The sequence below is a fragment of the Nonomuraea sp. NPDC050733 genome, assembly GCF_040654215.1.
Lineage (GTDB): Bacteria > Actinomycetota > Actinomycetes > Streptosporangiales > Streptosporangiaceae > Nonomuraea.
Genome location: NZ_JBFAHO010000039.1, coordinates 1 through 25,869, shown reverse-complemented (window position 1 = coordinate 25,869; position 25,869 = coordinate 1). Strand labels below are relative to the sequence as shown.

Below are 25,869 nucleotides of genomic sequence, written 5' to 3'. Positions count from 1 at the left end.
CCGCATCGGGGGGGCCGTCCCGCGCTCGGTGGCGGCCCCACCCGAACCAGCCGGGCATCACAAGGGGATCGGAAGGAACACGACATGGACCAGGCAACCGCTTCGGCCATGGCATTGCCGGACGCGAGACGGCATCCGGCGCCGGCCCGCAAGCGCCGCAAGTCACAGATCGGGCTGGCCTTCATCGCGCCCTTCGGGGCACTGTTCGCGCTCGTGTTCGTCGTGCCCATCCTGTACGCCGCCTACCTCAGCTTCTTCCAGGACAAGCTCGTCGGGGGCAACACGTTCGTCGGGTTCGCCAACTACGGCAAGCTGTTCCAGGATCCGCAGTTCTGGGACGGCGTGGTGCGCGTCTTCGGGTTCACGCTCGTCCAGGTGCCGGTCATGCTGGTCTTCGCCATGGCGCTGGCGCTCGCGCTGGACTCCCTGCGCCTGCACGGCACCAGGTTCCTGCGGGTGACGGTCTTCCTGCCCTACGCGGTGCCGGCGATCGTGGCGACGCTCATGTGGGGCTTCCTGCTGGGCATCAAGTACGGCCTGTTCGGCAGCCTCAACAAGGCCCTGGGCACGGACTTCGACCCCTTCGCTCCCGACACCACGCTCATCTCCATCGGGGTGATGGTGACGTGGGCGTTCACCGGCTTCAACATGCTCATCTTCTACGCCGCGCTCAAGGCCGTCCCGCGCGAGCTGTACGAGGCGGCGGCGATCGACGGAGCGAACGAGCTCCAGATCGTCCGCGGGATCAAGCTGCCGGCGCTGCGCGGCTCGCTGGTCGTCACGGTCATCTTCTCGATCATCGGCACGTTCCAGATGTTCAACGAGCCGCAGATCCTGCCCTCGATGGTGGCCAACAGCGGCGTCACCACCTTCTACACGCCCAACCTTTACGCCTACAACCTGGCGTTCACCGGGTCCCAGCAGGGCTACGCGGCAGCACTCGCACTCGTCATGGCAGCGATCACGATCGCCGTCGCCTACGCCGTCCAGATCAGGGGGTTGCGCAATGCGTCGGACCACTAGCCGGCCGGGCGGGGCCCGGCAGACCTCCGGTCGCGGGGACCGGCTCCACACGGTGGGCAATCCCCGGAAGAGCACGACTCTCACCGTGATGACGGGCCTGTTCACCCTGTACTGCCTGTTGCCGCTGGTGTGGCTGGTGATCAACGCGACCAAGTCGCAAGCCGACTTCGTGTCGTCGTTCGGGCTCGCTCCCGGCCGGGAGTTCGCCCTCTGGGACAACGTCGTGGAGGTGTTCAGCTACCAGGACGGGATCTTCTCCCGGTGGCTGCTCAACACCGTTCTCTACGTCGTCGTGGGTGCGACCGTGTCGACCTTCCTGGCCGCCCTCGGCGGGTACGCCCTGGCGAAGCTCGACTTCACCGGCAAGCGGGTGTTCCTCCTGGTCGTGCTGGGGTCGATCTCGGTGCCCGGCATCGCCCTGGCGATCCCGCAGTTCCTGTTGTTCGCGCAGCTCGGCATGACCGACACCCCGTGGGCGATTCTCATTCCGTCCTTCATCAACCCGTTCGGGTTGTACCTGATCTGGGTGTTCACGGCCGAAGCCGTGCCGACCGGCCTGCTCGAGGCCGCGAAGATCGACGGCGCCGGGGAGTTCAGGACCTTCCTCCAGATCGCGCTCCCGCTGCTCGCGCCGGCGAGCGTGACGGTCCTGCTCTTCTCGTTCGTCTCGATCTGGAACAACTACTTCCTTCCGTTGATCATGCTCAAGGATCCCGACTGGTATCCGCTGACCGTCGGCATCAACCAGTGGAACAAGCTGGGCTCGACGGCCGGGAACGGCGCCCTCGTCCAGAACCTCGTGATCACCTCCGCGCTGCTGACGATCGTCCCGTTGATCATCGCGTTCCTCGGCCTGCAGCGGTACTGGCAGTCGGGCCTGTCACTGGGCGCCGTCAAGGGCTAGAACTGTCGTCCCTTTCCTTCCTTGAACGATTTCGTGAAGAACGGTGAGGCCATGAAGAGCGAGTCCCGATACCTGATCGACGGTGAGCCGCGCGAGGAGCGTGTGCTCCCGCATGTCTGGAGCAGATGCATCGGCGCCGGGCGGGCGAACGAGGCATTGCGCGCGGACTGGCAGCAGCAGTTCGCCGAGGCCGTCTCCGCACTCGGCGTCCGATATGTCCGCTTTCACGGCGTCTTTCATGACGACATGTTCGTGTACCGGGAGAGTTACGGCGGCGGTTTCGGCCCGGACACGCCCCTTGCCTCGCCCGTGTACACGTTCAGCTATGTGGACAAGGTGTTCGACTTCCTTGTGGACTGCGGGGTCCGTCCCTTCGTCGAGCTGGGCTTCATGCCGCGGGAGTTGGCGACACAGACCGGGACCGTGTTCTGGTGGGGCGCTCACTGCAGCCCGCCCAAGGACATGGCGCGCTGGGTCGAGCTGGTCACGAGATCGGTCGAGCACTGGATCGACCGGTACGGGCTCGACGAGGTGCGGGAATGGCGCTTCGAGGTGTGGAATGAACCGAACCTGGTTCCCCACTTCTGGACCGGCACGAAGACCGAGTACTTCGAGCTCTACGAGCAGACCGTCCGGGCGATCAAGAAGATCGATCCGGCCTTGAAAGTGGGCGGGCCCGCAACCAGCGTCTTCGTGCCCGACGACCGCTACAAGGGCGAGACCGAGGACCGCTCCGCGACGCTCGCGACGGCTGCCGCGACCGACGTGGACGCGCTCGACTGGCGCCCGGTCTGGATCGAGGACTTCATCGCCTGGTGCGGGGAACGCGAGCTCCCGATCGACTTCATCTCGACACACCTGTACCCCACCGACTTCGCGTACGGCGCCAACGGCGAGGCCGTGCACATCACCCGGTACGCCGATGCCACGTTCGACGACCTGACCGTCCTGCGCGAGCTCGTGAAGAACAGCGCGTATCCCGAGGCGGAGATCCACATCACCGAGTGGTCGACGTCGCCGTCGGCCCGCGACTTCATCCACGACACGCCGTTCGCGGCGACCTCCATCACGAGGTCGTACCTGAAATGCGCCACCCTCGCCGACTCCATCTCCTATTGGACCTTCACAGACGTGTTCGAGGAGGGAGGCGCCGGTATCGGACCGTTCCACGGCGGGTTCGGCCTGGTGAACGAGGGCGGCATCCACAAACCCACGTTCCACGCGTTCACGATGCTGGGGCGGCTCGGCGACCGGCTGCTCCTCGCGACGCCCGACGGCGTCGTGACCCGTGACAGCCGGACGTCGGCCGTGTCGGCGGTGTTCCACAACTATCCCGAGGACATGGCCATGAAGGGCGTCGGCTCGGCGAGCTCGTACCCGGCGGCACGCGCGCTGGCCGAGCTGGGGCCGAGCCGCAGGATCCAGCACGAGATCGGCGGGCTGGAGCCCGGCACGACGTTCCTCGTCGAGATCGTGGACTGGGAGCACGGGAACGCCGCCGAAGCCTGGCACCGACTCGGGTCCCCCCTCAATCTGTCGAAGGAACAGAGCGAGTACCTGAGCAGAGTCGCCGACTCGCTGCTCAGATTCACGCTGACCGTGCCCGACGACGGCGTGCTCGACCTCGACGTCGAGCTCGCGCCCTGGGCGGTGATGTCGCTGCGGCAATCGGCCTGACCGCACCACCGCTGGGAATCGGCTCCGGACGGGCCCGCGCACCAGTGGGGTCGACCCTGCGTTTAGAACACATTTCTAGAAATGTGGAGGTACCATGGGGCCGTCCCCGCACGCGAAGGAGCCACCATGGCGCGCAGGTCCACGGGCAAGGGCGGGTCGTGGGAGTGGAGCCGCACCGCCCAGACCCGCAGGGGCATGCTCCAGGCGGCCCGCGAGGTCTTCTCCGAGCACGGCTTCGCCGACGCCAACGTCTCCCACGTGGTCTCCCGTGCCGGCTCCAGCGTGGGCAGCCTCTACCACCACTTCGGCGGCAAGACCGAGCTCTTCCTCGCGCTGTTCGAGGAGCACCAGGCCGCCCACGAGGAGGCCGCCGCCTCCAGCGTGGCCGCGGCGCGGAAGGCGGGCGTCCGCGACCCCGTCGAGCTGTTCATCATCGGAGCCCGCGCGTTCCTCGAAGGGTCGTGGGCGCGGCGCGACCTCGCCATGCTCTTCATGGACGGCGACGGACCGCCCGGCTTCGAGCTGATCCGCCGCACCCGCGGCCGGGAATGGGTGCGGCAGAACGCCGTCCTGCTGGGCGCGGGCGACACGCCGATGGGCCGCCTCACGGTCGCGGTGCTGACCAGCGTGATCGGCGAGGCCGCCCGCGAGGTGGCCACCTGCGACAGCGAGGACGAGGCCAGGGACGTGGTCGAGGCCGCCGTCGCGCTGATCCGCCGCTTCGACCCGCTCACCGCCCCCGCCCCCGACCCCGCGCCGGAGGCCTGAGGCGGGGTCAGCCCGGCCGTGCTCAGGAGGGCAGGCAGCGGCCCGAGACCACCGAGAACAGCCGCTCCTTGCCCGGCACGATCCGCAGGTTGACGCGGTCGCCCTTGGCCGGTGGCGCGTTCGGGTCGACCCGGGCGATGACCGTCTGACCGGCCAGCGCCGGGTCGCGGGCGTCGGCGTACTCGCCGTAGAGGAAGGCGTCCGAGCCGAGCTCCTCGACCACGGTGACGGTGATCGGGAACGTCGACGGGTCCGCCCCGCCGTCGCCGGTCACCTCGACCGCCTCGGGCCGGAAGCCCAGGATGACGCGGTCGCCGCCCTCCTTGCGCAGCTCCTGGAGCGTCTCGCGGCTCAGCCGGATCCGCTGCGCGCCCAGCACCGCCTCCTCGCCCTCGACGTGGAACTCGGCCAGGTTCATCGACGGCGAGCCGATGAAGCCGGCGACGAAGACGTTGGCCGGGTGCTGGTAGAGCCGCAGCGGCGTGTCCACCTGCTGCAGGATGCCGTCCTTGAGCACGGCCACCCGGTCGCCCATCGTCATGGCCTCGACCTGGTCGTGGGTCACGTACACCGTCGTCACCCCGAGCCGGCGCTGCAGGGCGGCGATCTGGGTGCGGGTCTGCACACGCAGCTTGGCGTCCAGGTTCGACAGCGGCTCGTCCATGAGGAACACCTTCGGCTCACGGACGATCGCCCGGCCCATGGCCACGCGCTGCCGCTGACCGCCGGACAGCGCCTTGGGCTTGCGGTCGAGGAACTCCTCCAGGTCCAGCAGCCGGGCCGCCTCGTGGACCCGCCGGTCGCGCTCCTCCTTGGGGGTCTTCATCACCCTCAGGGCGAAGCCCATGTTGTCGGCCACCGACATGTGCGGATAGAGCGCGTAGTTCTGGAACACCATCGCGATGTCCCGGTCGCGCGGCGGCAGGTGCGTGACGTCCCGCTCGCCGATGCTGATGTGGCCGCCGTCGACCCGTTCGAGCCCGGCGAGCATACGCAGCGACGTGGACTTCCCGCAGCCGGACGGGCCGACGAGGACCAGGAACTCGCCGTCCTTGATGTCGAGGTCGAGGGCGTCCACCGCGGGCCGCTCGGTGCCCGGGTACACGCGGGTCGCCTCGTCGTAGAGAACTTTGGCCATCGGTCTCTCCTTAGTGACTCACGGGTAGAGGTTCGGTCAGGGTGACGGGCCGGCGGAGCTCGACGTCGACGACGAGGACGTGGCCGGTCAGCTCGCGCAGGATCCGCTCCTCCTCGCGCGGCACGCCGCTGTCGGTGATCACCGTGTCGTACGCGCTCGCGTCGCGGTGGCTGAAGGGGGCGTGCCGCCCGAACTTGGAGGAGTCGACGAGCAGCACGTGCCGCTGGGCCGTGTCGAGCATGGCCTCCTTGACGGCGGCGTACTTCTGGACCGGGTGGTAGAGGCGGCCGTGCGTGATCGCCACCGCCGACATGAGGGCGACGTCGGCGTGGATGCGCTGGAGGGCGCGGGACACCTCGGGCCCGGTCGTCGAGTCGAAGGCGCCGTCGTAGTCGCCGCCGAGCAGGATCGCCTGGCTGTGCTGGGTGGCCGCGACGATGCGGGCGACGCTGACGGAGTTGGTCACCACCGTGTAGCCGCCGCGCTCGTCGAGGCGCCGGGCCAGCGGGAACAGGGTGGTCGAGTCGTCCATGAGGATCACGCCCCGGGGCGGCAGCTCCCACAGGGCGGTCTCGGCCAGCGCCTCCTTCTCCGCCGGCCGCGTCCGCCGGCGCAGCTCCGGCGCGACCTCCATCGTGACGGCCGCGACGGCCGCCGCGCGGCCGCGGGACTTGCGCAGCAGCGCGCCGCCGGCCAGGGCGTCCAGGTCACGGTGCATGGTCATCACGCTGACCCCGAACTCGCCGGCCAGCTCGGCGATGCCCATCTCGCCCCTTTCCGCGACGCGGGCGAGCACCGCCCGCCTCCGCTCCTCGAGACCGGCGGTCGTGGCCCGAGCCCTGGCCATGTCCTCACTCCTGCGGCCGTACCACTGCCTTGACCAGCTCGGGGTCGCGCGTGCCGGCCGTGAGCGCCTCCTCGACCCGGTCCAGGCCGTAGTGGCCGGTGACCAGGGCGTCCAGCTCGACACGGCCCGCGGCGGCCAGCGCGACGGCCCGCGGCCAGGTGTTGGCGTACCGGAAGGTGCCGGTCACCTCCAGCTCGCGCGTCTGCACGTACGTCAGCGGCAGCGGGATCTCGTCGCCGCCCATGCCGATGAGGACCACGCGCCCGGCCCGCGCCATCGTGCGGACGGCCTGCGCGGTCGCGGCCGGGTGGCCGGAGCATTCGAGCAGCGCGTCCGGCTCGAAGAAGGCGTCGGTCAGGCTCTCGGTGCGCACGTCGAGGGTCGCGGTGGCGCCCAGGTCGCGGGCGCGCCCGAGCCGGGCGGGGTTGACGTCGGTGACCATGATCTGTGTGGCGCCGAAGGCCCGCGCGGCCTGGAGGCAGAGCAGCCCGATGGGGCCGGCGCCGGTGACGAGCACGCGGGTGCCCGGCCCGACCCGCGCCTTGAGGCAGGCCCACACCCCCACCGACAGCGGCTCGATCAGCGCGGCCGCGTCGTCGGAGACGGTGTCGGGGATGGGGTGGGCGAACTCCTCGTGCGTGACGACGTACTCGCAGAAGGCGCCGTCGATCGGCGGGGTGCCGAAGAAGCGCATCCGCGGGCAGAGGTTGTAGCGGCCCGCCCGGCACTGGGCGCAGGTGAAGTCGGGCATCCCCGGCTCCAGAGAGACGCGCTGCCCCGGGTGGTGGCGGGCCGCCCTCGGCCCGGTCTCCACGACGATCCCGGCCGGCTCGTGGCCGAGCACCAGCGGGGACTGCACGACGAAGTCACCGATCCGCCCGTGCTCGTAGTAGTGCACGTCGGAGCCGCAGGTGCCGACCGAGGTGACCTGGACGAGCACCTGGCGGGGCCCCGGCTCGGGGCGGGGCCGCTCCTCCATGACGATCTTGCCGACCCCGTGCAGCACGGCTGCGCGCATGACCCCTCCTACTCTCCCGTGACGGCGCCGAGGGTCAGCCCGGTGACCAGCCAGCGCCGGACGGCGAGGCCGGCCAGCATCATGGGCACGACCACGATCGTGCCGATCGCGGTGAGCTGCCCCCAGTCGACGCCCGTCTGCGTGACGAGCTGCGAGGCGGCGATCGGCAGGGTCTGCGAGCTCGGCCCGGAGAAGACCACGGCGAAGGCGTAGTCGTTCCAGGCGAAGACCAGGCACAGGATGAAGGTGGTGACGAGCCCGGCCTTCGTCAGCGGGAGGATGACCGTCCAGAAGGCCTGCCAGCGGGTGCAGCCCGCGACCAGCGCCGACTCCTCCAGCGACGGCGGCACCTCGGCGAAGAACGCGCTCATCAGCCAGATGGCGAACGGCAGGTTGAACGTCAGGTACGCCAGCACGAGCCCCGGGATCGTGTCGATCAGGCCGAGCCCGCGGAAGATGAGGAACAGGGGCACCACGACCGCCGCGATGGGCGCCATGCGGGTCGAGATGATCCAGAACGCCAGGTGCTTCTTCCCGCGCATCTGGGTCCTGGCCAGGCCGTATCCGGCCAGCGCCCCCAGGCAGACGGCGAGCACCGCGGAGATCCCGGCCGCGAGCACGCTGTGCCAGATGTAGGGCACGAGGTTGTTCGGCCCGGAGAACAGGCCCCGGTAGTTGTCCAGGGTCGGCTGGAACAGCACCTGCGGCGTGCCCGAGGTGACGTCCGTGCGGTTCTTGAACGAGGACATCAGCATCCACGCCAGCGGCACCAGCGTCCAGAGCATGGCCACGACGACGACCAGCCCGACCACCCAGCGGGTGCGCCTGCCGGTCTCCTCCAGCGGCGACTGCGGCGTCCCGCGCGGGGCGGCCGTCACGGGCGCGGTGCGCCGCTCGACCTGTGTGGCGCTCATCGGGTCAACCCCCTGACGTCCAGCAGCCGGACGAAGGTACGGGCGATGAAGATCGAGAAGGCCAGCATCGCCAGCCCGATGGCGGCGGCGTAGCCGAGGTCGAAGAAGCGGAACGCGGTCTCGTACAGCCGGACAGGGACGATCTTGGTGGCGTCGGCGGGGCCGCCGTTGGTGGTGACCCAGATGATGTCGAAGTACCGGATCGCGTCCATGGAGCGGATGAGCAGCGCGACGAGCAGCACGTTCGCGATCGCCGGGAAGACGATGTACCGCAGCGTCATCCAGCCCGGCGCGCCGTCCACGGCGGCGGCCTCGCGCACCGACTGCGGCACGCTGGACAGGCCGGCCAGGGTGATCAGGGCGATCAGCGGCGTCCACTCCCACACGTCCATCAGCACGACGGCGGCGAAGGCGCTGACGGGACTGCCGAGGATGTCGCCGGTGTAGCCGAGCGAGCGCAGCACCCACGCGTAGAGGCCGAAGGTCGAGTCGGTGAGGTAGCGGCCCAGCAGTCCGACGATCGACGGGGCGACGAACATCGGCAGCAGCAGCAGCCCGAGCAGGACGTTGCGGCCGCGCAGCACCCGGAACAGGCACAGCGCGACGGCCACGCCGAGCACCATCTCCAGCCCGACGGTCAGGACGAAGTAGACGATCGTCCGCAGCCACGACATCCACATGTCGGCGTCGGTGAAGAAGCGCGCCCAGTTGCGCAGGCCGATCAGGTCGAGCCGCACCCCGCCGAGCAGCCGGACGTGGGCGAAGCTCATGGCGATCAGCGCGATGAACGGCACGATGGACAGGGCGGCCAGCAGGAGCAGGCCGGGCGACATCATCCTGCCCTCGAAGCCGATCCGCGGCTCCCGGGGCGCGGCGGTGTCCGGCCGGGACCGCTCCAGCACCGGCGAGTGATCCGCTGCGTGCGTCATCTACGCCACCCACCCTCGGGCCACGATCTGGTCCACCCGCCCCTTGATGGAGCGCATCGCCTCCTCCGGCGACGACCCGCCGGTGAGCATCCGGGACAGCTGGGTGAAGATCGCGGTGTTGCACTCGTTCCACATCGGGATCTTGGGACGCAGGCCGATCTTGTCGGGCTCCCAGGCCTGCCGGACCGCGGCGGCCGTGAGCATGTTCGGCATCGGCGAGGGCCGGTGCTCGGCCTCGCGCACCTCCGGCAGCTCGTACACCGAGGTCCGGGTGGGGGTGCCGCCGCCCGCCTTGCTCTTGAGGTTGGCGAGCTGCGTCTGGGGCGAGGTGGCCCAGGCGATGAACAGCCAGGCGGCCCCGCGCTCGTTGGGCAGCGTGTTGCCGCTGATGGCCACCCCCGTGCCCCCGTACATGTTGGCGGTGCCGGCCGGGCCCTTGGGCAGCGGCGCGTAGCCGACCTTGCCGGGCAGCACCTGCTCGTTGCTGGCCGCGAACTCGTGCCAGTTGGGGCACATGGCCAGCCGCCCGGCGCGGAACGCGGCGCCGACGCCGTCCCAGTCCCAGGTGGTGGAGGCGGGGTCGGCGATGGCGAGCAGCCGCTGGTAGAACTCCGCGCCGGCGATGGCGGCCTCGGAGTCGAGCCGGCAGGGGCCGGGGTCGCGCGAGCCGATCCGCCCCACCTGCTTGCCGTTGTCGAAGTAGGCGCCGCCGTAGGACCACAGGACGTTGCTGAAGTCGTTCATCAGGGAGTCGTGCTGGCGGGCCTGGTGGCCGGTGCCGTACTTGACGTCCGCGGTGGCGTTCTTGTTGAACCACCGCGCCATCCTGTAGTACTCCTCCCAGGTCCGGTCGCCGCCCGGCGTCGGGTCGAACCCGAGGTCGTTGGCCATGCGGTCGTGGTACTTGTCGAACAGGTCGCGGCGGTACTGCCAGATCATCGTCGGCGCGTCGTAGGGCAGCGTGTAGATCGCCTGCGGGTCGACGAACCGGCCGGCCGCGTCGAGCTGGGCGGGGATGAAGTCGGCCACGCCGCCGGGCAGGTCGGGCAGGTTCGGGTCCGCCTGCATGGTGCGCAGGTCCACCAGCCCGCGCTGGTACGGCGCCAGCACCTGGTACGGGTCGGCGTAGATGACCTGGTACTGGGCGTGCCCGGAGGCCAGGTCCAGGGCGACCCGCTGGACGAGCGCGGTCAGCTCCAGCGTGACGATGTTGATGTTGATGCCGGTCAGGTCGGTGAAGGGCCGCGTGTCGGCCGCGATGGCGGCGGTGGGAGCGGTGTTCTCCGAGATGAAGTTCAGGGTGGCGCCCTTGAACTGGCGCCACTGGTCCCCGGCGGCGACGGCGACGTGCGGCGCGTCGGGGTGGGATCCGCAGGAGCTGAGGCTCCCGCCCAGCGTGACCGCGGCGCCCGCGGCCAGCGCGCCCCGCAGGATGTCACGCCTGCTCGGTTCGAGCGGGTTCCGGTCCACTGTCCCCTCCCCCACGGTCGTGCGACAGGTAAGGGCAATGAGGCCGGTTTATCCGCCATAAATGCTGATGTAAACGCATATGTGAGATTTTCTCGCATTTCATATGAGATCTTTGCTTTTCTGGTGGGTTCTGGCTGGTCACCGGCTCGTAGGCTCAGCGAGTGGGGCTGCCATGACACTCGTCGCGGGCGTCGACTCGTCGACCCAGAACTGCAAGGTCGCACTCCGGGACGCCGGCTCCGGAGAGCTGGTCCGCTCCGGCAGGGCCGGTCATCCGCCCGGCACGGAGGTGGACCCCGCGCGCTGGTGGGAGGCGATGCGGGCGGCGTTCTCCCGCGCGGGCGGGCTCGACGAGGTCGCGGCCGTCTCGGTCGCGGGCCAGCAGCACGGCCTCATCCCGCTCGACTCCGCCGGCCGCGTCATCCGGCCGGCGCTGCTCTGGAACGACACGCGCTCGGCCGCCGCGGCCCGCGACCTCGTCGAGGAGGTGGGCGCGGGCCCCTACGCCAGGAGGACGGGAAGCGTGCCCGTGGCCTCCTTCACCGCCGCCAAGCTGCGCTGGCTGCGCGAGCACGAGCCGGGCAACGCCGCCGAGGTCGCCGCCGTCGCGCTGCCCCACGACTGGCTGACCTGGCGGTTGCGCGGGTTCGGCCCGGCCGCGTCCAGCTCGCTCGGGCCGGAGCTCGGCGAGCTGGTCACCGACCGCTCCGAGGCGAGCGGTACGGCGTACTGGAACCCGTTCACCGGCGAGTACGACCAGGAGCTCCTCGAACGGGCGCTGGGCCGGGCGGTGATCGTGCCCCGGGTCCTCGGGCCCGGCGAGCGCGCGGGGACGGCCGCGGGGACGCCCATCGTCGTCGGCCCCGGCGCCGGCGACAACGCCGCGGCGGCGCTCGGCCTCGACGCGGCCCGCGGCGACGTCGTCGTGTCGATCGGGACGAGCGGCACCGTCTTCGCGGTGACGGACCATCCGGCGTGCGACGAGACGGGGACCGTCGCCGGGTTCGCGGACGCCACCGGCCAGTTCCTGCCGCTGATCGCGACCCTGAACGCGGCCCGCGTGCTGGACGCCGTGGCGCGCCTCCTCGACGTCGGCCACGAGGAGCTGGGGCTGCTGGCCCTCGACGCCCCTCCCGGCGCCGACGGCCTGGTGCTCCAGCCGTACTTCGAAGGGGAGCGCACGCCGAACCTGCCCGACGCCACGGCCACGCTCTTCGGGCTGACGCTCGCGTCGGCGACCCGGCCGGGCCTGGCCCGCGCGGCCTTCGAGGGCATGCTGTGCGGCCTGGCCGACGGCCTCGACGCCATCCGCGGGCAGGGCGTGAAGGCGGACCGGGTGCTGCTGATCGGCGGGGCCGCCCAGAACACCGCCGTGCAGCGGATCGCCGCCCAGACGTTCGAGCCGCCCGTGGTCGTGCCGCGGCCGGGCGAGTACGTCGCGGACGGGGCCGCGGCCCAGGCCGCCTGGGCGCTCACGGGCGAGCGCCCGCACTGGCCGCGCTCCGTCGCGGCCGAGCCGCCGCCCGACCACCGCCCGCTCATCCGCGAGCAGTACGCCCGGCACGCGCCGCCGCCGACCGCTCAGCCGTTGTGATCACGCCGCGGGCGGCGCGTCACCGGCGCTCGTCGTGGCGGGCGAGCTCCTCCACCGTCACGTGGGCCCCCCGGGTGTGCAGCGATTCGAGGGCGCGCAGGTACGGCTCCGCGAACCGCTTGTCGTCGGCCAGGTCACCGAAGAGCGCGCGGTTCTCGATGAAGGCCGAGGGCCGTTCGCGCTGCGTCCTGGCGATGGCCGTCAGGCGGTCGCTCAGCCGGTCGACGACGGTGATCGGCTCGCCGCGCTCGTCCACGCCCTCGGCGTAGCGCGCCCAGCTCGCCACCACGGCGGCCGAGCGGGTCACCTCGCCGCCCCGCGCGAGCTGCTCGCGCACGACGGGCAGCAGCCACTTGGGGATCCGGTCCGACGACTCGGCGCACAGGCGGGCGATCGTGTCGCGCACCTCGGGGTTGGAGAAGCGCTCGATGAGGGTGCTCTTGTAGGCGTCCAGGTCGACGCCCGGCACGGGGCGCAGCGTCGGCGTGGCCTCGGCGTCCATGTAGCCGCGGACGAACGCGGCGATCGCGGGGTCGCGGGCGGCCTCGTGGACGTAGCGGTGCCCGCTGAGGTGGCCGAAGTAGCACAGCGCCTGGTGCCCGGCGTTGAGCAGGCGCAGCTTCATCAGCTCGTACGGCTCCACGTCGGCGACGACCTGCACCCCCGCCTCCTCCAGGGGCGGCCGGCCCGCGGTGAAGCGGTCCTCCAGCACCCACTGGGTGAACGGCTCGCAGACCACCGGCCAGGCGTCGCGGACGCCGGACAGCCGCGCCACGGACTCGCGCTCCTCGTCCGTGGTGACGGGGGTGATGCGGTCCACCATGGAGTTGGGGAAGGCGACCTCGGTCTCGATCCAGGCCGCGAGACCGGGGTCGGCGAGGCGGGCGAACGCCGTGAACGTGCGGTGCGCCACGTCCCCGTTGCCCTGGATGTTGTCGCACGACATGATCGTGAACGGCGGGATCCCCCGCTCGCGCCTGAGCCGCAGCGCCTCGGTGACGAGCCCGAACACGGTGGCCGGGACCGCGCCGGGCGCCGCGTCCGCCCGGATCGCGGGCGTCTCCGGGTCGAACTCCCCGGTGACGGGGTCGATGTTGTAACCGCCCTCGGTGACGGTGAGCGACACGATGCGCACGGCCGGATCGGCCATCCTCTCGACGACCGCCCGCGGGTCGTCGGGGGCGAAGAGGTAGTCGACGATCGAGCCGATGACGCGGGCCTCGCGCGTCCCGTCCGGGTGCTTCAGCACGAGGGTGTAGAGGCCGTCCTGGGCGGCGAGCGCGTCGCGCATCCGCGCGTCGCCGGGCAGGACCCCGACGCCGCAGATGGCCCAGTCGCGCGCCTTGCCGTCGTTCATCAGCCGGTCGAGATACATCGCCTGGTGCGCGCGGTGGAACCCGCCCACCCCGAAGTGCACGATGCCGGCGGTGAGCCCCGAACGGTCGTAGGAGGGGACCGCGACCTCCCCGGGCAGGCTCGCCAGCGTGTCCTGCGTCAGTGCCGTCAGCGCCATGATCTCCCCCTGGGCGGCCCCCGCGCCGCCTCTACGCTCAGCATGGCCGGGCTCCACCCGCTTCAAACGTACGCCACTATGTAGCGGAAAGTAATCACTTGTTCGCTTTCTGCCACTTTCTGGGTTTTCGCCAACATACGCCCGCTTCTGCCGGGAATCGCCCCGGAGGACGGACAGCCGTCCACGCTCATGTACGGGGGTAGTGATGTCGCTACGTGTCACGTTCGCCGGGGTCGCCACGGTCGCCGCGGTGGTGGTGCTGGGCGGGTCGCCGGTGCCGGCGGCCACCGCACGGGGGACCGCGGTCTCCCAGCAGGACACGGCGTTTCTGCGGGCGGCCCACCGGGGCAACCTCGCCGAGATCGCCGCCGGGAAGGTCGCCCAGGCCAAGGGGGTGTCCGACGCGGTCCGCTCGATCGGGGCCACACTCGTCGCCGACCACATCAAGCTCGACGCGGCGGTGCGGGAGGCCGCGCGGCGGCTGGACGTGGCGCTGCCCACCCGCGCCGCCCAGCGGGACAGGGCCATGCTGGAGCGCGTGTCCGCGCTGTCCGGCCCGGCCTTCGACCGCGCCTGGGTCACCGCGATGATCGAAGGCCACCGCGCGGCCCTGCGGCTGGGCCGGAAGGAGCTCCGGGAGGGCTCGTCGACGACGGCCAAGGAGGTCGCGAAGTCCGGGGCGCCCGTCATCCGCCGGCACCTGGACGAGCTGCTGAGCGCCCAGAAGTGACGGCCGCCCCGGGCCCAACCCCCCTCGGGGTGGCCGATCCGGGTGGCCCGGGCGCTCGGCAACGTGTGAGCTGAAACCGACACATCGTAATGATCTGGCAAAAGCCACGATGATCTCCTTCAGCCGGGGTACGGGATCGGACGGACCGGCCTGAGGAGGCGCGGTGATGGCCGAGAGCAGACTGTCAGCGGAAGAGCAGCGATCCCAGATCAGGAAGGCCGCCACGGCCAGTGTCGTCGGCACCGCCATCGAGTGGTACGACTTCTTCCTGTACGGCACGGCGGCCGCCACGGTCTTCGCCGGGGTCTTCTTCCCCAAGTCGACCCCCTACGCGGGCACCCTGTCGGCGTTCGCCACGTACGCGGTCGGCTTCGCGGCCCGCCCGGTCGGCGCCGCCATCTTCGGGCACTGGGGCGACCGGATCGGCCGCAAGGCCACGCTGATCGTGACACTCGTGATGATGGGCGTGTCGAGCGCGCTCATCGGCTTGCTGCCGGGCACCGCCAGCATCGGCGTGGCCGCGCCCATCCTGCTCGTCGTCCTGCGCATCCTGCAGGGCATCGCGGTGGGCGGCGAGTGGAGCGGCTCGGTGCTGCTGTCGATGGAGTGGGGCGACCAGCGCAGGCGCGGCCTGATGGCGAGCTGGCCGCAGATCGGCGTGCCGATCGGCCTCATCCTCGGCACCGGCGCGATGTCCCTGCTGGCCGCCACCGCGGGCGACGCGTTCCAGACCTGGGGCTGGCGCGTGCCGTTCCTGGCGAGCCTGGTGCTGGTGGCCGTCGGCCTGTGGGTGCGGCTGCGCGTGATGGAGACCCCGCTGTTCAGCCGGCTCCTGCAGACGCGGCAGGTGGCCAAGCTGCCCGTCGTCGAGGTGCTCAGGCGGCACCCGAAGGAGGTCGTGCTCAGCGCGCTGCTGCGCGTCTCGGAGCAGATGCCGTTCTACCTCTTCACGACGTTCGTCATCACCTACATCACCGCGCCCCACATCGGGATGTCCAAGACGTTCGCGTTCGCCGCCGTCACCTGCGCGGCGGCCATCGAGCTGATCGCGATCCCGTACTTCGGCCATCTCAGCGACCGGGTCGGGCGCCGGCGGCTCTACGCGCTCGGGGCGATCCTGCTCGCGGTCATCGCGTTCCCGTACTACGCGCTGCTGAACACCGCCATCCCGATCGTCATCCTGCTCACGATCATCGTCGCGCAGTTGCAGCACTCGATGGAGTACGGCCCGCAGGCGTCGCTCATCGCCGAGAACTTCCCGACCGGCCTCAGGTACGGCGGCGCCGGGCTCGGCTACCAGCTGGCCTCGGTCGTGGCGGGCGGCCCCGCCCCGCTGATCGCCACGTGGCTGCTGCACGACCACGGCTGGCAGGCGATCTCCATCTTCATGGTGGTCGGGGCGGTGGTCGGGCTCGCGGCCACCCTGGCACTGCCGGACCGCTCGAAGATCGACATCTCCGACGACACCGCCTACGGCGCCACTCCCGCGTGACACGCCGGCCTCCGCCGCCGGGGCTTCGCCCGCCTGCCCGGGAGTCTCGGGACATTCTGGCGCGCGATCCAGCGGGCACGCGAGGGGCAAGCATCGCATCCCCGCTCAAGATCGGGCAATGTCGTACGGTGCGCGCGGGCTCAGCGCTCGGGCAGGGTGGGGTGCGGCGCGATGTGGGCCAGGCCGGCCATGGCGGTGGTGATGGCCCAGCGCTCGTGGTCGCGCCAGGCGCCGTCGATGAACAGCAGCTCGGGCGAGCAGCCCTCGCTGCGGAAGCCGGCGCGCTCGACCAGCTTCAGGGAGGCGTGGTTGTCGGGCTGGATCTGGGCCTCCAGCCGGTGCAGGCGCAGCTCCTCGAAGGCGTGGCGCACCACCAGGGCGAGCCCTTCGGACATGTACCCGCGGCCCGCGGTGGGCGCGAAGGCCGCGTAGGCGAGGGAGGCGGACTGGAAGCGCCCGCGGATGATGCTGTTGATGGCGACGACGCCGGCGATGGCGCCGGTGCTCCGCAGGCAGACCAGCAGCGCCTCCTCCCCGGGCTGCTCGTAGCGCGCGAGGTAGGCACCGAACGCCTCCGGAGTGGCGGGCAGCGACATGTACGGCCCGTGCAGGGCGGTGCTGGCGTTCACCAGCTCGAGGAACTCGTCCTGGTCGCCGCCGGTGAGCGGGCGCAGGGTCACCCGGGGAGAGCCGTCCGCCTGGGGAGCTTCGTCGTGATGTGCCATGGAGGGACAATAGCGGCCATCCTGGCTGGGTCCGGGGCCTGATATGATCTCCTTCATCACCTGAGCCTGCTCGGCGCGCATTCGCGACCCGAGGAGGCTTTTTTCATGACTTCACACATCAACCCCGCAGCCGCCGCGGGCACCTGGAGGCTGGGCGACCTGACGGTCAATCGCCTCGGGTTCGGCGCCATGCGTCTCACGGGCAGTGCCGCGTTCGACCTGGGCACGCCGAGCGACCGCGACCGCTCGATCAAGGTGCTCCGGCGCGCGGTCGAGCTGGGCGTCAACCACATCGACACCGCCTCGTTCTACTTCTCCTCGCTGCGCTCCGCCAACGAGCTGATCAACCGGGCGCTGGCGCCGTACCCGGACGACCTGGTCATCGCCACCAAGGTCTGGCCGGGCCGGGACCCGTCGGGCGCGTGGTGGTGGGCCACGCCGGAGCAGCTGCGCGGCCAGGTCGAGGAGAACCTGCGCCAGCTGGGCCGCGACCACCTGGACGTGGTGAACCTGCGCATCCCCCCGAGCCGGAGGACCGGCTCGATCGCCGAGCACTTCGGGGCGCTGGCCGAGCTGCGCGACGCCGGGCTCGTACGCCATCTCGGGATATCCAACGCCACGCCCGAGCAACTGGCCGAGGCCCAGGCCGTCGCGCCGGTGGTCTGCGTGCAGAACCCCTACGGGGTCGGCGCGCCGGCCGAGGCGCAGAAGTTCCTGCGGGCCTGTGGTGAGCAGGCCGTCGCCTTCGTGCCGTTCTTCGCGATCGCCGGTGCCGGGCGCGAGGCGGGCGCGAGCGCGACCGACAACGAGACGGTGCTCGCCGTCGCACGCGCACACGGTGTGACGCCCGCGCAGGTCCGGCTGGCGTGGATCCTCCACCAGGGGCCCCATGTGCTGGCCATCCCGGGCACCGGCGACCCGGATCACCTGGCCGACAACGTGGCCGCGGGCGGGCTGCGGCTCTCGGAGGACGAGATGGAGCGCCTTTCGTCCCTTCGGCAGGACAGCGAGTAGGGCAGGGCGCCGGCCGGTGACCGTTCTACCCGCTCGGGTCTACCGCTCGGGGTCACCGGCCGGTCTGGCGGCCCAGCCGCCGTACTCGTAATCCGTGTACCGGCCGCCCTGACAGCGCTCGGTGTACGGTCCGAGGTCGTCCGCGAAGTCCTCCGCGTCATCCATCGGCGCGTACCCGAGAGCCCTCGCCCCGGGGCTCTGCGTCCACCACGACCGCGCGTTGCGCGAGACGCCGTAGACGACCACGTGTCCCAGCCCGGCCGGCGCCGTCAGGCAGGCCCGGTAGAGCCGTGCCGCGTCGCCGTGGCTCAGCCAGGTGTGCCGATGACGCGGTTCGGTGGGACGCTCCTCGAAGGACCCGACCCGCACGGAGATCACGTCGAGGCCGAAGCGGTCGGCGTACAGGCTGCCCAGCGCCTCCCCGAAGGCCTTGGCCGCGCCGTAGAGCCCGTCGGGCCGGGGGGCTCCCGCCCGTCGAGCAGCGTCCCCATCGGATAGAAGCCGGTGATCCGGTTGGAGCTGGTGTTGACGACGCGCCGGACACCCTCCCTGCGGCACGCCTCGAAGACGTTGTGGACGCCCTCCAGGTTGGGCCCCTTGATGGTGTCGAAACCGGTCTCGTCGGCGACGCCTCCCAGGTGCACCACCGCGTCGACGCCGCGCACGGCGGCTCGCACCTGCTCCAGGTCGGTGAGGTCGGCCGGGACGAACTCCTCGTGCGCGGCGAGCCCGTCGATGGGACGGACGTCGGAGAGCCGCACCTGGGCGATCTCGGGCAGCAGGCCGCGCCTCAGCGCCTGCCCGATGGTGCCGGCCGCAGTCCATCTCAGGACTCAGCGGCGGGGCTCGCGGCTCCGTTCCTGACCGGTCGCGTGTGGATCTTGGACATGCACGCGGGCATGGCCGCGCCCTGGTCATGGCTCCGGGCCCGGTAGGCGCTCGGGCTCTCGCCGACCAGCTCGGTGAAGCGCGAGCTGAACGACCCCAGCGACGTACAGCCGACCGCGAAGCAGACCTCGGTCACCGAGAGGTCGCCGCGCCGCAGCAGCGCTTTGGCCCGCTCGATGCGGCGGGTCATCAGGTAGCTGTAGGGCGTCTCGCCGAAAGCGGCGCGGAAGCTGCGGGAGAAATGGCCCGGCGACATCAGCGCGTCACGCGCCAGCGCCGGGACGTCGAGCGGCGCGGCGTAGTCGCGGTCCATCCGGTCGCGGGCCCGCCGCAGCCGCACGAGGTCGCCGAGGTCCTGCCGTTTCACCTGACCAGCTTCCCACACCACCCGCGGCCGGAGGCGGGGCGGGACAGGTCGCGGACCGGTCAGGAATCGAGAAGCGCCGGTCGGCGAGCCGCCCCTAACGTGAGCGTCATGGCGGTCACGCGCGGGAGCGGGATGGCCGCTGGAAATCAGACATACTGCTCACAGCTCGTCAGGTCAGGGCAGGCGGGCCCGTCCAACAGCTGGACCGACAGACAGACAGACAGATGGAGACACGATGAGCATGGCCACGAGGACGGACACGCCGTCGACCGCGCCGCACGCCGCCGACAGCCACGGTCTGATCCGCGTGTACGGCGCGCGGGAGAACAACCTCAAGGACGTCACCGTCGAGCTCCCGAAGCGCCGGCTGACGGTGTTCACCGGTGTCTCCGGCTCGGGCAAGAGCTCGCTGGTGTTCGGCACGATCGCCGCGGAGTCGCAGCGGATGATCAACGAGACCTACAGCACCTTCGTTCAGGGCTTCATGCCGACGCTGGCGCGGCCCGAGGTCGACGTCCTCGACGGACTGACGACCGCGATCATCGTCGACCAGCAGCGGCTGGGCGCCGATCCCCGCTCCACCGTCGGCACCGCCACCGACGCGAACGCGATGCTGCGCATCCTGTTCAGCCGGCTCGGCCGGCCGCACATCGGCTCTCCCAAGGCGTTCTCCTTCAACGTCGCCTCGATCAGCGGGGCGGGCGCGGTCACGCTGGAGCGCGGCGGCAAGTCCGTGAAGGAGCGACGCAGCTTCAGCATCACCGGCGGCATGTGCCTCCGTTGCGAGGGCACGGGCTCGGTCACCGACTTCGACCTGTCCGCGCTGTACGACGACGCCCTGTCGCTCAACGAGGGCGCGCTGACGATCCCCGGCTACAGCATGGACGGCTGGTACGGCCGCATCTTCCGCGGCTGCGGCCTCTTCGACCCGGACAAGCCGATCCGCGCCTACACCAAGGCCGAGCTGCACGACCTGCTCCACAAGGAGCCGACCAAGATCAAGGTCGACGGCGTCAACCTGACCTACGAGGGGCTGATCCCGAAGATCCAGAAGTCGCTCCTGTCCAAGGACCGGGCGTCGATGCAGCCGCACATCCGGGCGTTCGTGGACCGGGCGGTCACCTTCACCACCTGCCCCGACTGCGACGGCAGCAGGCTGAACGAGGGGGCCCGGTCCTCGCGCATCGGCGGGATCAACATCGCCGAGGCGTGCGCGATGCAGATCAGCGACCTGGCCGAGTGGGTCCGCGGCCTCAACGAGCCGTCGGTGGCGCCGCTGCTGGCGACGCTGCGGCAGACGCTCGACTCGTTCGTCGAGATCGGGCTCGGCTACCTCAGCCTCGACCGGTCGTCGGGCACGCTGTCGGGCGGCGAGGCGCAGCGCGTCAAGATGATCCGCCACCTCGGCTCCTCGCTCACCGACGTCACCTACGTCTTCGACGAGCCGACCACCGGCCTGCACCCCCATGACATCCAGCGGATGAACGACCTGCTGCTGCGGCTGCGCGACAAGGGCAACACGGTGCTCGTCGTGGAGCACGAGCCGGAGACGATCGCGATCGCCGATCACGTCGTCGACCTCGGCCCCGGCGCCGGCACGGCCGGCGGCACCCTCTGCTACGAGGGCACCGTCGAGGGGCTGCGGGCCAGCGGCACCGTCACGGGCCGCCACCTCGACGACCGGGCCGCCCTGAAGGAGACGGTGCGGACGCCCACCGACATGCTGAAGATCCGCGGCGCGACGGCGCACAACCTGCGCGACGTGGACGTCGACATCCCGCTCGGGGTGCTGGTGGTCGTCACCGGCGTCGCCGGCTCCGGCAAGAGCTCGCTCGTGAACGGGTCCATCCCCGCCGGCGCGGATGTGGTGTCGGTCGACCAGACCCCGATCCGCGGCTCGCGGCGGAGCAACCCGGCGACGTACACCGGACTGCTCGACCCGATCCGCAAGGCGTTCGCGAAGGCCAACGGCGTGAAGCCGGCGCTGTTCAGCGCCAACTCCGAGGGCGCCTGCCCCAACTGCAACGGCGCCGGCGTCATCTACACCGACCTGGCGATCATGGCCGGCGTCGCCACCACCTGCGAGGAGTGCGACGGGAAGCGGTTCCAGGCGTCGGTGCTGGACCACCACCTCGGCGGACGCGACATCAGCGAGGTGCTCGCGATGTCGGTGACCGAGGCCGAGGAGTTCTTCGGCGCCGGCGAGGCGCGCACGCCGGCGGCGCACGCCATCCTGGGCCGGCTCGCCGACGTCGGGCTCGGCTACCTCAGTCTCGGCCAGCCGCTCACCACGCTGTCCGGCGGCGAGCGGCAGCGGCTCAAGCTGGCCACCCACATGGCCGAGAAGGGCGGTGTCCTCGTCCTCGACGAGCCGACCACCGGCCTCCACCTCGCGGACGTCGAGCAGCTGCTCGGCCTGCTCGACCGGCTCGTCGACTCCGGCAAGTCGGTCATCGTCATCGAGCACCACCAGGCGGTCATGGCGCACGCCGACTGGATCATCGACCTCGGCCCCGGGGCCGGCCACGACGGCGGCCGGATCGTCTTCGAGGGCACACCCGCCGACCTCGTCGCCGCCCGCTCCACCCTCACCGGCCGGCATCTCGCGGCCTACGTCGGCGCCTGACCGAGGGGCCCTCGCCGAGGAGAACCCGCGGCGAGAAGGACCGGAGAGCCGAGCAGGCGGCCGCGGGCGACGGGGTTCCGCCGCCCGCGGCCGCCTCCCTCACCGTGACTTCACCGGGACCTCACCGGGATGAGGTGATCATGCCGTGCGGGTCGAGCACGTACTTGCGCGCCGCGCCCTCGTCGAACTCGTGGTAGCCCCGCGGGGCGTCGTCCAGCGAGATCGGCGTGGCGTTGACCGCCTTGGCGATCTGCACCCGGTCGTGCAGGATCGCCGTCATGAGCTGGCGGTTGTACCGCATGACGGGGCACTGGCCGGTGACGAAACTGTGCGACTTCGCCCAGCCGAGGCCGATGCGGATCGACAGTGAGCCGTGCTTGGCGGCCTCGTCCGCCGCGCCCGGGTCGCCGGTCACGTACAGCCCCGGGATGCCGAGCGCGCCACCCGCACGGGTGACGTCCATCAGCGTGTTGAGCACGGTCGCGGGCCGCTCCACCTCCGACTCGTGGCCGTGGCCGCGGGCCTCGAAGCCGACCGCGTCCACGGCGCAGTCCACCTCGGGCTCGCCGAGGATCTGCTCGATCTGGTCCTTCGGCTCCCCCATGGCCACGTTGACGGTCTCGCAGCCGAAGCTGTGCGCTTGGTCGAGACGTTCCTTGTTCAGGTCGCCGACGATGACGACGGCGGCGCCGAGCAGGTACGCCGAGCACGCGGCGGCGAGCCCGACCGGGCCCGCGCCGGCGACGTAGACGGTCGAGCCCGGCTTCACCCCGGCGCTCACGCAGCCGTGGAACCCCGTCGGGAAGATGTCCGCGAGCATGGCCAGGTCGAGGATCTTCTCCATCGCCCGTTCCTTGTCGGGGAACTTCAGCAGGTTCCAGTCCGCGTACGGCACCAGGACGTACTCGGCCTGACCGCCTACCCAGCCGCCCATGTCGACATAGCCGTAGGCGGACCCTGGACGGTCCGGGTTGACGTTCTCGCAGACGCCGGTCTTGCCCTCCTTGCAGTTGCGGCAGCGTCCGCAGGCGATGTTGAACGGTACGGACACGAGGTCGCCGGTCTTGATGTACTCGACGTCGGAACCGGTGTCGACCACCTCACCGGTGATCTCGTGGCCGAGGATGAGCCCGTGCGGGGCGGTGGTGCGTCCGCGGACCATGTGCTGGTCGCTTCCGCAGATGTTCGTGGCGACAGACTTGAGTATCGCCGCGTGGGGCAGCTTGCGTCCCACGTTGGCCGGGTTGACCCCCGGGCCGTCCTTGAGCTCGTAATCGGGATAATCGGTCTCGCGTACCTCGACCCTGCCTGGACCTTCGTAGGAAACGCCCCTGTTACCAGGCATGACGAGCCCCCTCCCTTAGCGCTTTGTGCGAATGGTCGTGTGATGTGCGAAGACGGGCATCACCTCCCGTGGCCGTGGCGCCAGCGGCGGCGAATTCCGTGCCCCACGCCCTCGTCGATGTGGTCGTGCTCCGGGCTGCGGGCCGCCGGGATGGCGACGGCCGGGTTGATGTGGGCGCCGGAGGTGCTGCCGAAGGCGTAGATGACGAGCGCGATGACCACGGCGAACGGCAGCGAGACGAAGCCGAGGGCGGCGTAGGTGAGCGTGCCGCGCCCCATCAGCAGCGCCGCCACCACGGCGCCGGCTCCGAAGAGCACCAGCAGCATCGTTCCGATGGCTTCCGCGACGAGACGCCACGGTAGGTCGCCAACCATCGCAACCCCCGATGACGATGGTTCAAATCCCCGAAAGGCGAGCCCTCAACTTCGAATATATACCCGGATCGGGCCCCTGAGCAGGTCAGACGAGACGCCGATGCGTGTCGTCCAGACGCTCGGTGAGCCCGGCCCTGTCGAGGTGTTCGAGCAGCGGGACGGCCACCCGGCGACTCGTGCCGAGGACGGTTCTGGCCTGGCTGACCGTGAACGGCTGCGGCAGGCGCCCCAGCAGCTCCGCCGCCCGCGCGTCGGCGCCCGGCAGCAGCACGATCCCGTCCCCCACGCGCAGCAGCGCCCCGGCCCGCTCGGCCGCGGCCAGCTCGCGCGCGCCCAGCCCCAGCTCGGCCAGCCGGCCCGCCTCCGGCGCCTGGAACGGCCGGTCCGCCAGCTCCCTCCTCAGCCGCTCGACCGCCCTGGCCACGGGCGCGGGCAGGCCCGCGGGCCCGGCGGCGATCCGGCCCGCGGCCACGCTGAGCGGCGGCCGTACCAGCGCGGCGACCAGCCGCCGGTCGGGCAGGCCGAGCGCGTGGCGAGCCGCCTCGACGGGCATGCCGGGCTCCAGGGGGTTCGCTGCCGCGTGCCGCCGCACCACGTCCTCCAGCCGCCGGCCCTCCTCGGCCCAGCGGCCGGGGTCGGCGTACCAGTCGTCGCACACGGGCCGCGGCGCTCCTTCCTCGACGGCGGCGGGATCGACGCCCATGGCGCGCAGGTCGGCGGCGCGCAGCAGCCCGTGAAGACGCAGGGCGAACGCCGCCCCAGGCACCACACCGTCCGGCGAGCCCGCCTCGGGCGCGGCCGCGTCGAGCCCGGCCGTCCGCGGCGCGGCTCCCTCGGGCGCGGCCGTGACGAGCCCCGCCGTCCGCGGGGCGGCTCCCCCGGGGGCGGCCGTCGGCCGGAGGCCTGTCTCCTGGAGGGCTGTGGCCAGCAGGGCGGCTCGTTGACGGGCCGCGCACCGGCGGCGCAGGGGCGGAGGGCGTACGTCGAGGACGGTCGCGCCGGCGAGCACCCGCACCTCGGAGCGGTCCCGCCCGGGGTCGCGGCCGGGGTCGCGCAGGAGCAGCACGTCTCCGAGGCGAAGCGGCAGCGGCCGGGCCAGCCGCAGCCGCGCGAACGGCCCGCCGAGGGGCCGCACCTCGCACGTCACCGCCGCCGACCCCACATGCACGGTCAACCGCCCCGGCAACGCCCACCCCGCCCGTCCGCCCACCTGTCCGCCCGGCCGTCCGCCCGGCCCGCCGTCGAGGTCGTCGCCCAGCTCACCGCCCACACCGCCGTCCGCGCCGAGGTCGTCACCCGCGGGGGGACGGTCCGTGCGGCGCGGGGCGCCGACCGGGGAGACCCGCACGTCCAGCTCCTGCGTGTACGTCCACCGGCCCGGCGTGACGAGTGCCTGCCCCCGTCCGGGGACGTCATGGCCGCGCAGGTTGACCGCCACCCGGGCGACCGCGGACACCGCGTCACGCGGCTCCTTCAGCGACTCCAGCGCCCTGACCCGCACGGGCTCCCCGCCGAGCAGCAGCTCGTCGCCCACCGTGATCGTGCCGGCGGGCAGCGTGCCGGTCACGACCGTCCCGCTGCCGGTCACGCTGAACGCCCGGTCCACCCACAGCCGGACCGGTGCCGCCGGATCGGGCGGCGGCAGCGCGGCCACGAGCCGGTCCAGCGCCGCCCGCAGCCCGTCCAGCCCTTCCCCGGTACGCCCACTGACCACCACCGCCTCGACCCCGCCCGAACCGCCGCTTCCAGAAGCAGCTCCCCACGCAGCAGCCCTCCGCGACGCGGCCCCACCAGAAGCCGCCCCACCCAGACCGGCGCCGCCCAGACCGGCGCCACCCAGACCGGCCGCGTTCAGGCGGGCGCGGGCCTGCTCGGCCGCCGGCCCCGGGTCGGCCAGGTCCGCCCGGGTCACCACCAGCACGCAGTGCCGCACCCCCAGGGCCTCCAGCGCCACCAGGTGCTCCTCCGACTGCGGCATCCACCCTTCGTCGGCCGCCACCACGAACATCACCGCCGGCACGGGCCCCACCCCCGCCAGCATCGTGGCCAGGAACCGCTCGTGGCCCGGCACGTCCACGAACGCGAGGCGCTCCCCCGAGGGCAGGACCGTCCAGGCGTACCCCAGCTCGATCGTGAGCCCGCGCCGCCGCTCCTCCTCCAGCCGGTCGGGCTCCATGCCGGTGAGCGCCCGTACGAGGGTGGACTTGCCGTGGTCGACGTGTCCGGCGGTGGCGACGACGTGCGTCATCCCGGCGCTCCCCCTCGGCGCCCTCCGGCTCCTCCTGACGGCCGTGCCGTCGCCGCGCACGCCAGCACGGCCCGTACGAGGTCGTCGTCGTGTTCGGGCGGGACGGCGCGCAGGTCCAGCAGCAGGCGGCCGTCCTCGACCCGGCCGACGACCGGCGGGTCGCCGGTCCGCAGCGGGGCGGCGAGCCGTTCGGGGAGGCTCACGGCGGCGCTCGGCAGCGTCACGCCGGGTGCGCCGCCCCCGCCCACGGCGGCGACGGTCGCCA

The 25,869-nt window shown here is 71.7% G+C and carries 23 protein-coding genes and 1 pseudogene; 9 read left to right on the top strand and 15 right to left on the bottom strand.

Annotated features, from left to right (window positions below; genetic code table 11):
• Window positions 1–84: 84 nt before the first annotated feature.
• The 4 genes from AB0H64_RS36765 to AB0H64_RS36750 all read left to right on the top strand — a co-directional run bounded on the left by AB0H64_RS36765 (window position 85) and on the right by AB0H64_RS36750 (window position 4,372).
• On the top strand, window positions 85–1,023 hold the full coding sequence (locus AB0H64_RS36765) for a sugar ABC transporter permease (protein ID WP_357634127.1): 939 nt from the start codon (window positions 85–87) through the stop codon (window positions 1,021–1,023).
• An 88-nt stretch (window positions 1,024–1,111) separates the two neighbouring features.
• Complete coding sequence (locus tag AB0H64_RS36760) at window positions 1,112–1,927, top strand: carbohydrate ABC transporter permease (protein ID WP_357634125.1); 816 nt, start codon at window positions 1,112–1,114, stop codon at window positions 1,925–1,927.
• Window positions 1,928–1,948: 21 nt separating this feature from the next.
• Window positions 1,949–3,604, top strand: a complete 1,656-nt coding sequence (locus tag AB0H64_RS36755) for a beta-xylosidase (protein ID WP_357634122.1) — start codon at window positions 1,949–1,951, stop codon at window positions 3,602–3,604.
• Between the two features lie 126 nt (window positions 3,605–3,730).
• Window positions 3,731–4,372 (top strand): TetR/AcrR family transcriptional regulator, encoded by a 642-nt coding sequence (locus AB0H64_RS36750; protein WP_357634120.1) that lies wholly within the window; start codon window positions 3,731–3,733, stop codon window positions 4,370–4,372.
• 22 nt (window positions 4,373–4,394) lie between these two features.
• On the opposite strand, the gene ugpC is transcribed toward AB0H64_RS36750, so the two are convergent.
• From ugpC to AB0H64_RS36720, 6 genes are read right to left on the bottom strand one after another with little or no spacing between them, the layout of a single operon-like run.
• Window positions 4,395–5,510, bottom strand: coding sequence for a sn-glycerol-3-phosphate ABC transporter ATP-binding protein UgpC (ugpC, locus tag AB0H64_RS36745; protein ID WP_357634118.1), 1,116 nt, complete (start codon window positions 5,508–5,510; stop codon window positions 4,395–4,397).
• Between the two features lie 10 nt (window positions 5,511–5,520).
• Complete coding sequence (locus AB0H64_RS36740; protein WP_357634116.1) at window positions 5,521–6,357, bottom strand: DeoR/GlpR family DNA-binding transcription regulator; 837 nt, start codon at window positions 6,355–6,357, stop codon at window positions 5,521–5,523.
• 4 nt (window positions 6,358–6,361) lie between these two features.
• On the bottom strand, window positions 6,362–7,375 hold the full coding sequence (locus tag AB0H64_RS36735) for an NAD(P)-dependent alcohol dehydrogenase (RefSeq protein ID WP_357634113.1): 1,014 nt from the start codon (window positions 7,373–7,375) through the stop codon (window positions 6,362–6,364).
• 8 nt (window positions 7,376–7,383) lie between these two features.
• Window positions 7,384–8,289, bottom strand: coding sequence for a carbohydrate ABC transporter permease (locus tag AB0H64_RS36730; protein ID WP_357634111.1), 906 nt, complete (start codon window positions 8,287–8,289; stop codon window positions 7,384–7,386).
• Window positions 8,286–9,218 (bottom strand): sugar ABC transporter permease, encoded by a 933-nt coding sequence (locus tag AB0H64_RS36725; RefSeq protein ID WP_357634108.1) that lies wholly within the window; start codon window positions 9,216–9,218, stop codon window positions 8,286–8,288. The genes AB0H64_RS36730 and AB0H64_RS36725 overlap by 4 nt, the downstream gene beginning before the upstream one ends.
• A complete protein-coding gene (locus AB0H64_RS36720) occupies window positions 9,219–10,688 on the bottom strand; it encodes an extracellular solute-binding protein (RefSeq protein ID WP_357634105.1) in 1,470 nt (489 codons plus the stop codon).
• Window positions 10,689–10,860: 172 nt separating this feature from the next.
• On the opposite strand from AB0H64_RS36720, the gene AB0H64_RS36715 reads away from it, so the two are divergent.
• Entirely contained in the window at window positions 10,861–12,282 is a 1,422-nt protein-coding gene (locus AB0H64_RS36715; protein ID WP_357634104.1) for an FGGY family carbohydrate kinase, read from the top strand.
• Window positions 12,283–12,301: 19 nt separating this feature from the next.
• On the opposite strand, the gene AB0H64_RS36710 is transcribed toward AB0H64_RS36715, so the two are convergent.
• Window positions 12,302–13,795 carry a mannitol dehydrogenase family protein gene (locus tag AB0H64_RS36710; RefSeq protein ID WP_357634102.1) on the bottom strand — a complete coding sequence of 498 codons (1,494 nt, stop codon included), beginning with the start codon at window positions 13,793–13,795 and terminating at the stop codon, window positions 12,302–12,304.
• Between the two features lie 205 nt (window positions 13,796–14,000).
• Here AB0H64_RS36710 and AB0H64_RS36705 point away from each other — a divergent pair, with 205 nt between their 5' ends.
• Window positions 14,001–14,525, top strand: a complete 525-nt coding sequence (locus AB0H64_RS36705) for a DUF4142 domain-containing protein (RefSeq protein ID WP_357634099.1) — start codon at window positions 14,001–14,003, stop codon at window positions 14,523–14,525.
• Between the two features lie 166 nt (window positions 14,526–14,691).
• Complete coding sequence (locus AB0H64_RS36700) at window positions 14,692–16,017, top strand: MFS transporter (RefSeq protein WP_357634096.1); 1,326 nt, start codon at window positions 14,692–14,694, stop codon at window positions 16,015–16,017.
• Window positions 16,018–16,157: 140 nt separating this feature from the next.
• On the opposite strand, the gene AB0H64_RS36695 is transcribed toward AB0H64_RS36700, so the two are convergent.
• Entirely contained in the window at window positions 16,158–16,742 is a 585-nt protein-coding gene (locus AB0H64_RS36695) for a GNAT family N-acetyltransferase (RefSeq protein ID WP_357634094.1), read from the bottom strand.
• 105 nt (window positions 16,743–16,847) lie between these two features.
• Between AB0H64_RS36695 and AB0H64_RS36690 the strand changes: the two genes are divergently transcribed.
• On the top strand, window positions 16,848–17,756 hold the full coding sequence (locus tag AB0H64_RS36690; RefSeq protein WP_357634091.1) for an oxidoreductase: 909 nt from the start codon (window positions 16,848–16,850) through the stop codon (window positions 17,754–17,756).
• Window positions 17,757–17,795: 39 nt separating this feature from the next.
• On the opposite strand, the gene AB0H64_RS36685 is transcribed toward AB0H64_RS36690, so the two are convergent.
• Genes AB0H64_RS36685 through AB0H64_RS36675 form a run of 3 tightly spaced genes read right to left on the bottom strand, consistent with a single transcriptional unit; the run spans window position 17,796 to window position 18,957 of the window.
• Complete coding sequence (locus AB0H64_RS36685; RefSeq protein ID WP_357634089.1) at window positions 17,796–18,125, bottom strand: hypothetical protein; 330 nt, start codon at window positions 18,123–18,125, stop codon at window positions 17,796–17,798.
• 5 nt (window positions 18,126–18,130) lie between these two features.
• On the bottom strand, window positions 18,131–18,562 hold the full coding sequence (locus AB0H64_RS36680; protein ID WP_357634242.1) for an NAD(P)-dependent oxidoreductase: 432 nt from the start codon (window positions 18,560–18,562) through the stop codon (window positions 18,131–18,133).
• A 20-nt stretch (window positions 18,563–18,582) separates the two neighbouring features.
• Window positions 18,583–18,957 (bottom strand): helix-turn-helix transcriptional regulator, encoded by a 375-nt coding sequence (locus tag AB0H64_RS36675; protein WP_357634239.1) that lies wholly within the window; start codon window positions 18,955–18,957, stop codon window positions 18,583–18,585.
• Window positions 18,958–19,246: 289 nt separating this feature from the next.
• Here AB0H64_RS36675 and AB0H64_RS36670 point away from each other — a divergent pair, with 289 nt between their 5' ends.
• Window positions 19,247–21,637, top strand: coding sequence for an excinuclease ABC subunit UvrA (locus AB0H64_RS36670; protein WP_357634086.1), 2,391 nt, complete (start codon window positions 19,247–19,249; stop codon window positions 21,635–21,637).
• 121 nt (window positions 21,638–21,758) lie between these two features.
• Here AB0H64_RS36670 and fdhA read toward each other — a convergent pair whose 3' ends face one another.
• The 4 genes and pseudogenes from fdhA to AB0H64_RS36650 all read right to left on the bottom strand — a co-directional run.
• A complete protein-coding gene (fdhA, locus tag AB0H64_RS36665) occupies window positions 21,759–22,982 on the bottom strand; it encodes a formaldehyde dehydrogenase, glutathione-independent (RefSeq protein ID WP_357634085.1) in 1,224 nt (407 codons plus the stop codon).
• A gap of 59 nt (window positions 22,983–23,041) precedes the next feature.
• A complete protein-coding gene (locus AB0H64_RS36660) occupies window positions 23,042–23,356 on the bottom strand; it encodes an aquaporin (protein ID WP_357634083.1) in 315 nt (104 codons plus the stop codon).
• An 85-nt stretch (window positions 23,357–23,441) separates the two neighbouring features.
• Complete coding sequence (locus tag AB0H64_RS36655; RefSeq protein ID WP_357634081.1) at window positions 23,442–25,604, bottom strand: SelB C-terminal domain-containing protein; 2,163 nt, start codon at window positions 25,602–25,604, stop codon at window positions 23,442–23,444.
• Window positions 25,601–25,869 (bottom strand): annotated as a pseudogene (locus AB0H64_RS36650) (hypothetical protein); the annotation flags it as partial. The gene AB0H64_RS36655 and the pseudogene AB0H64_RS36650, both read right to left, overlap by 4 nt.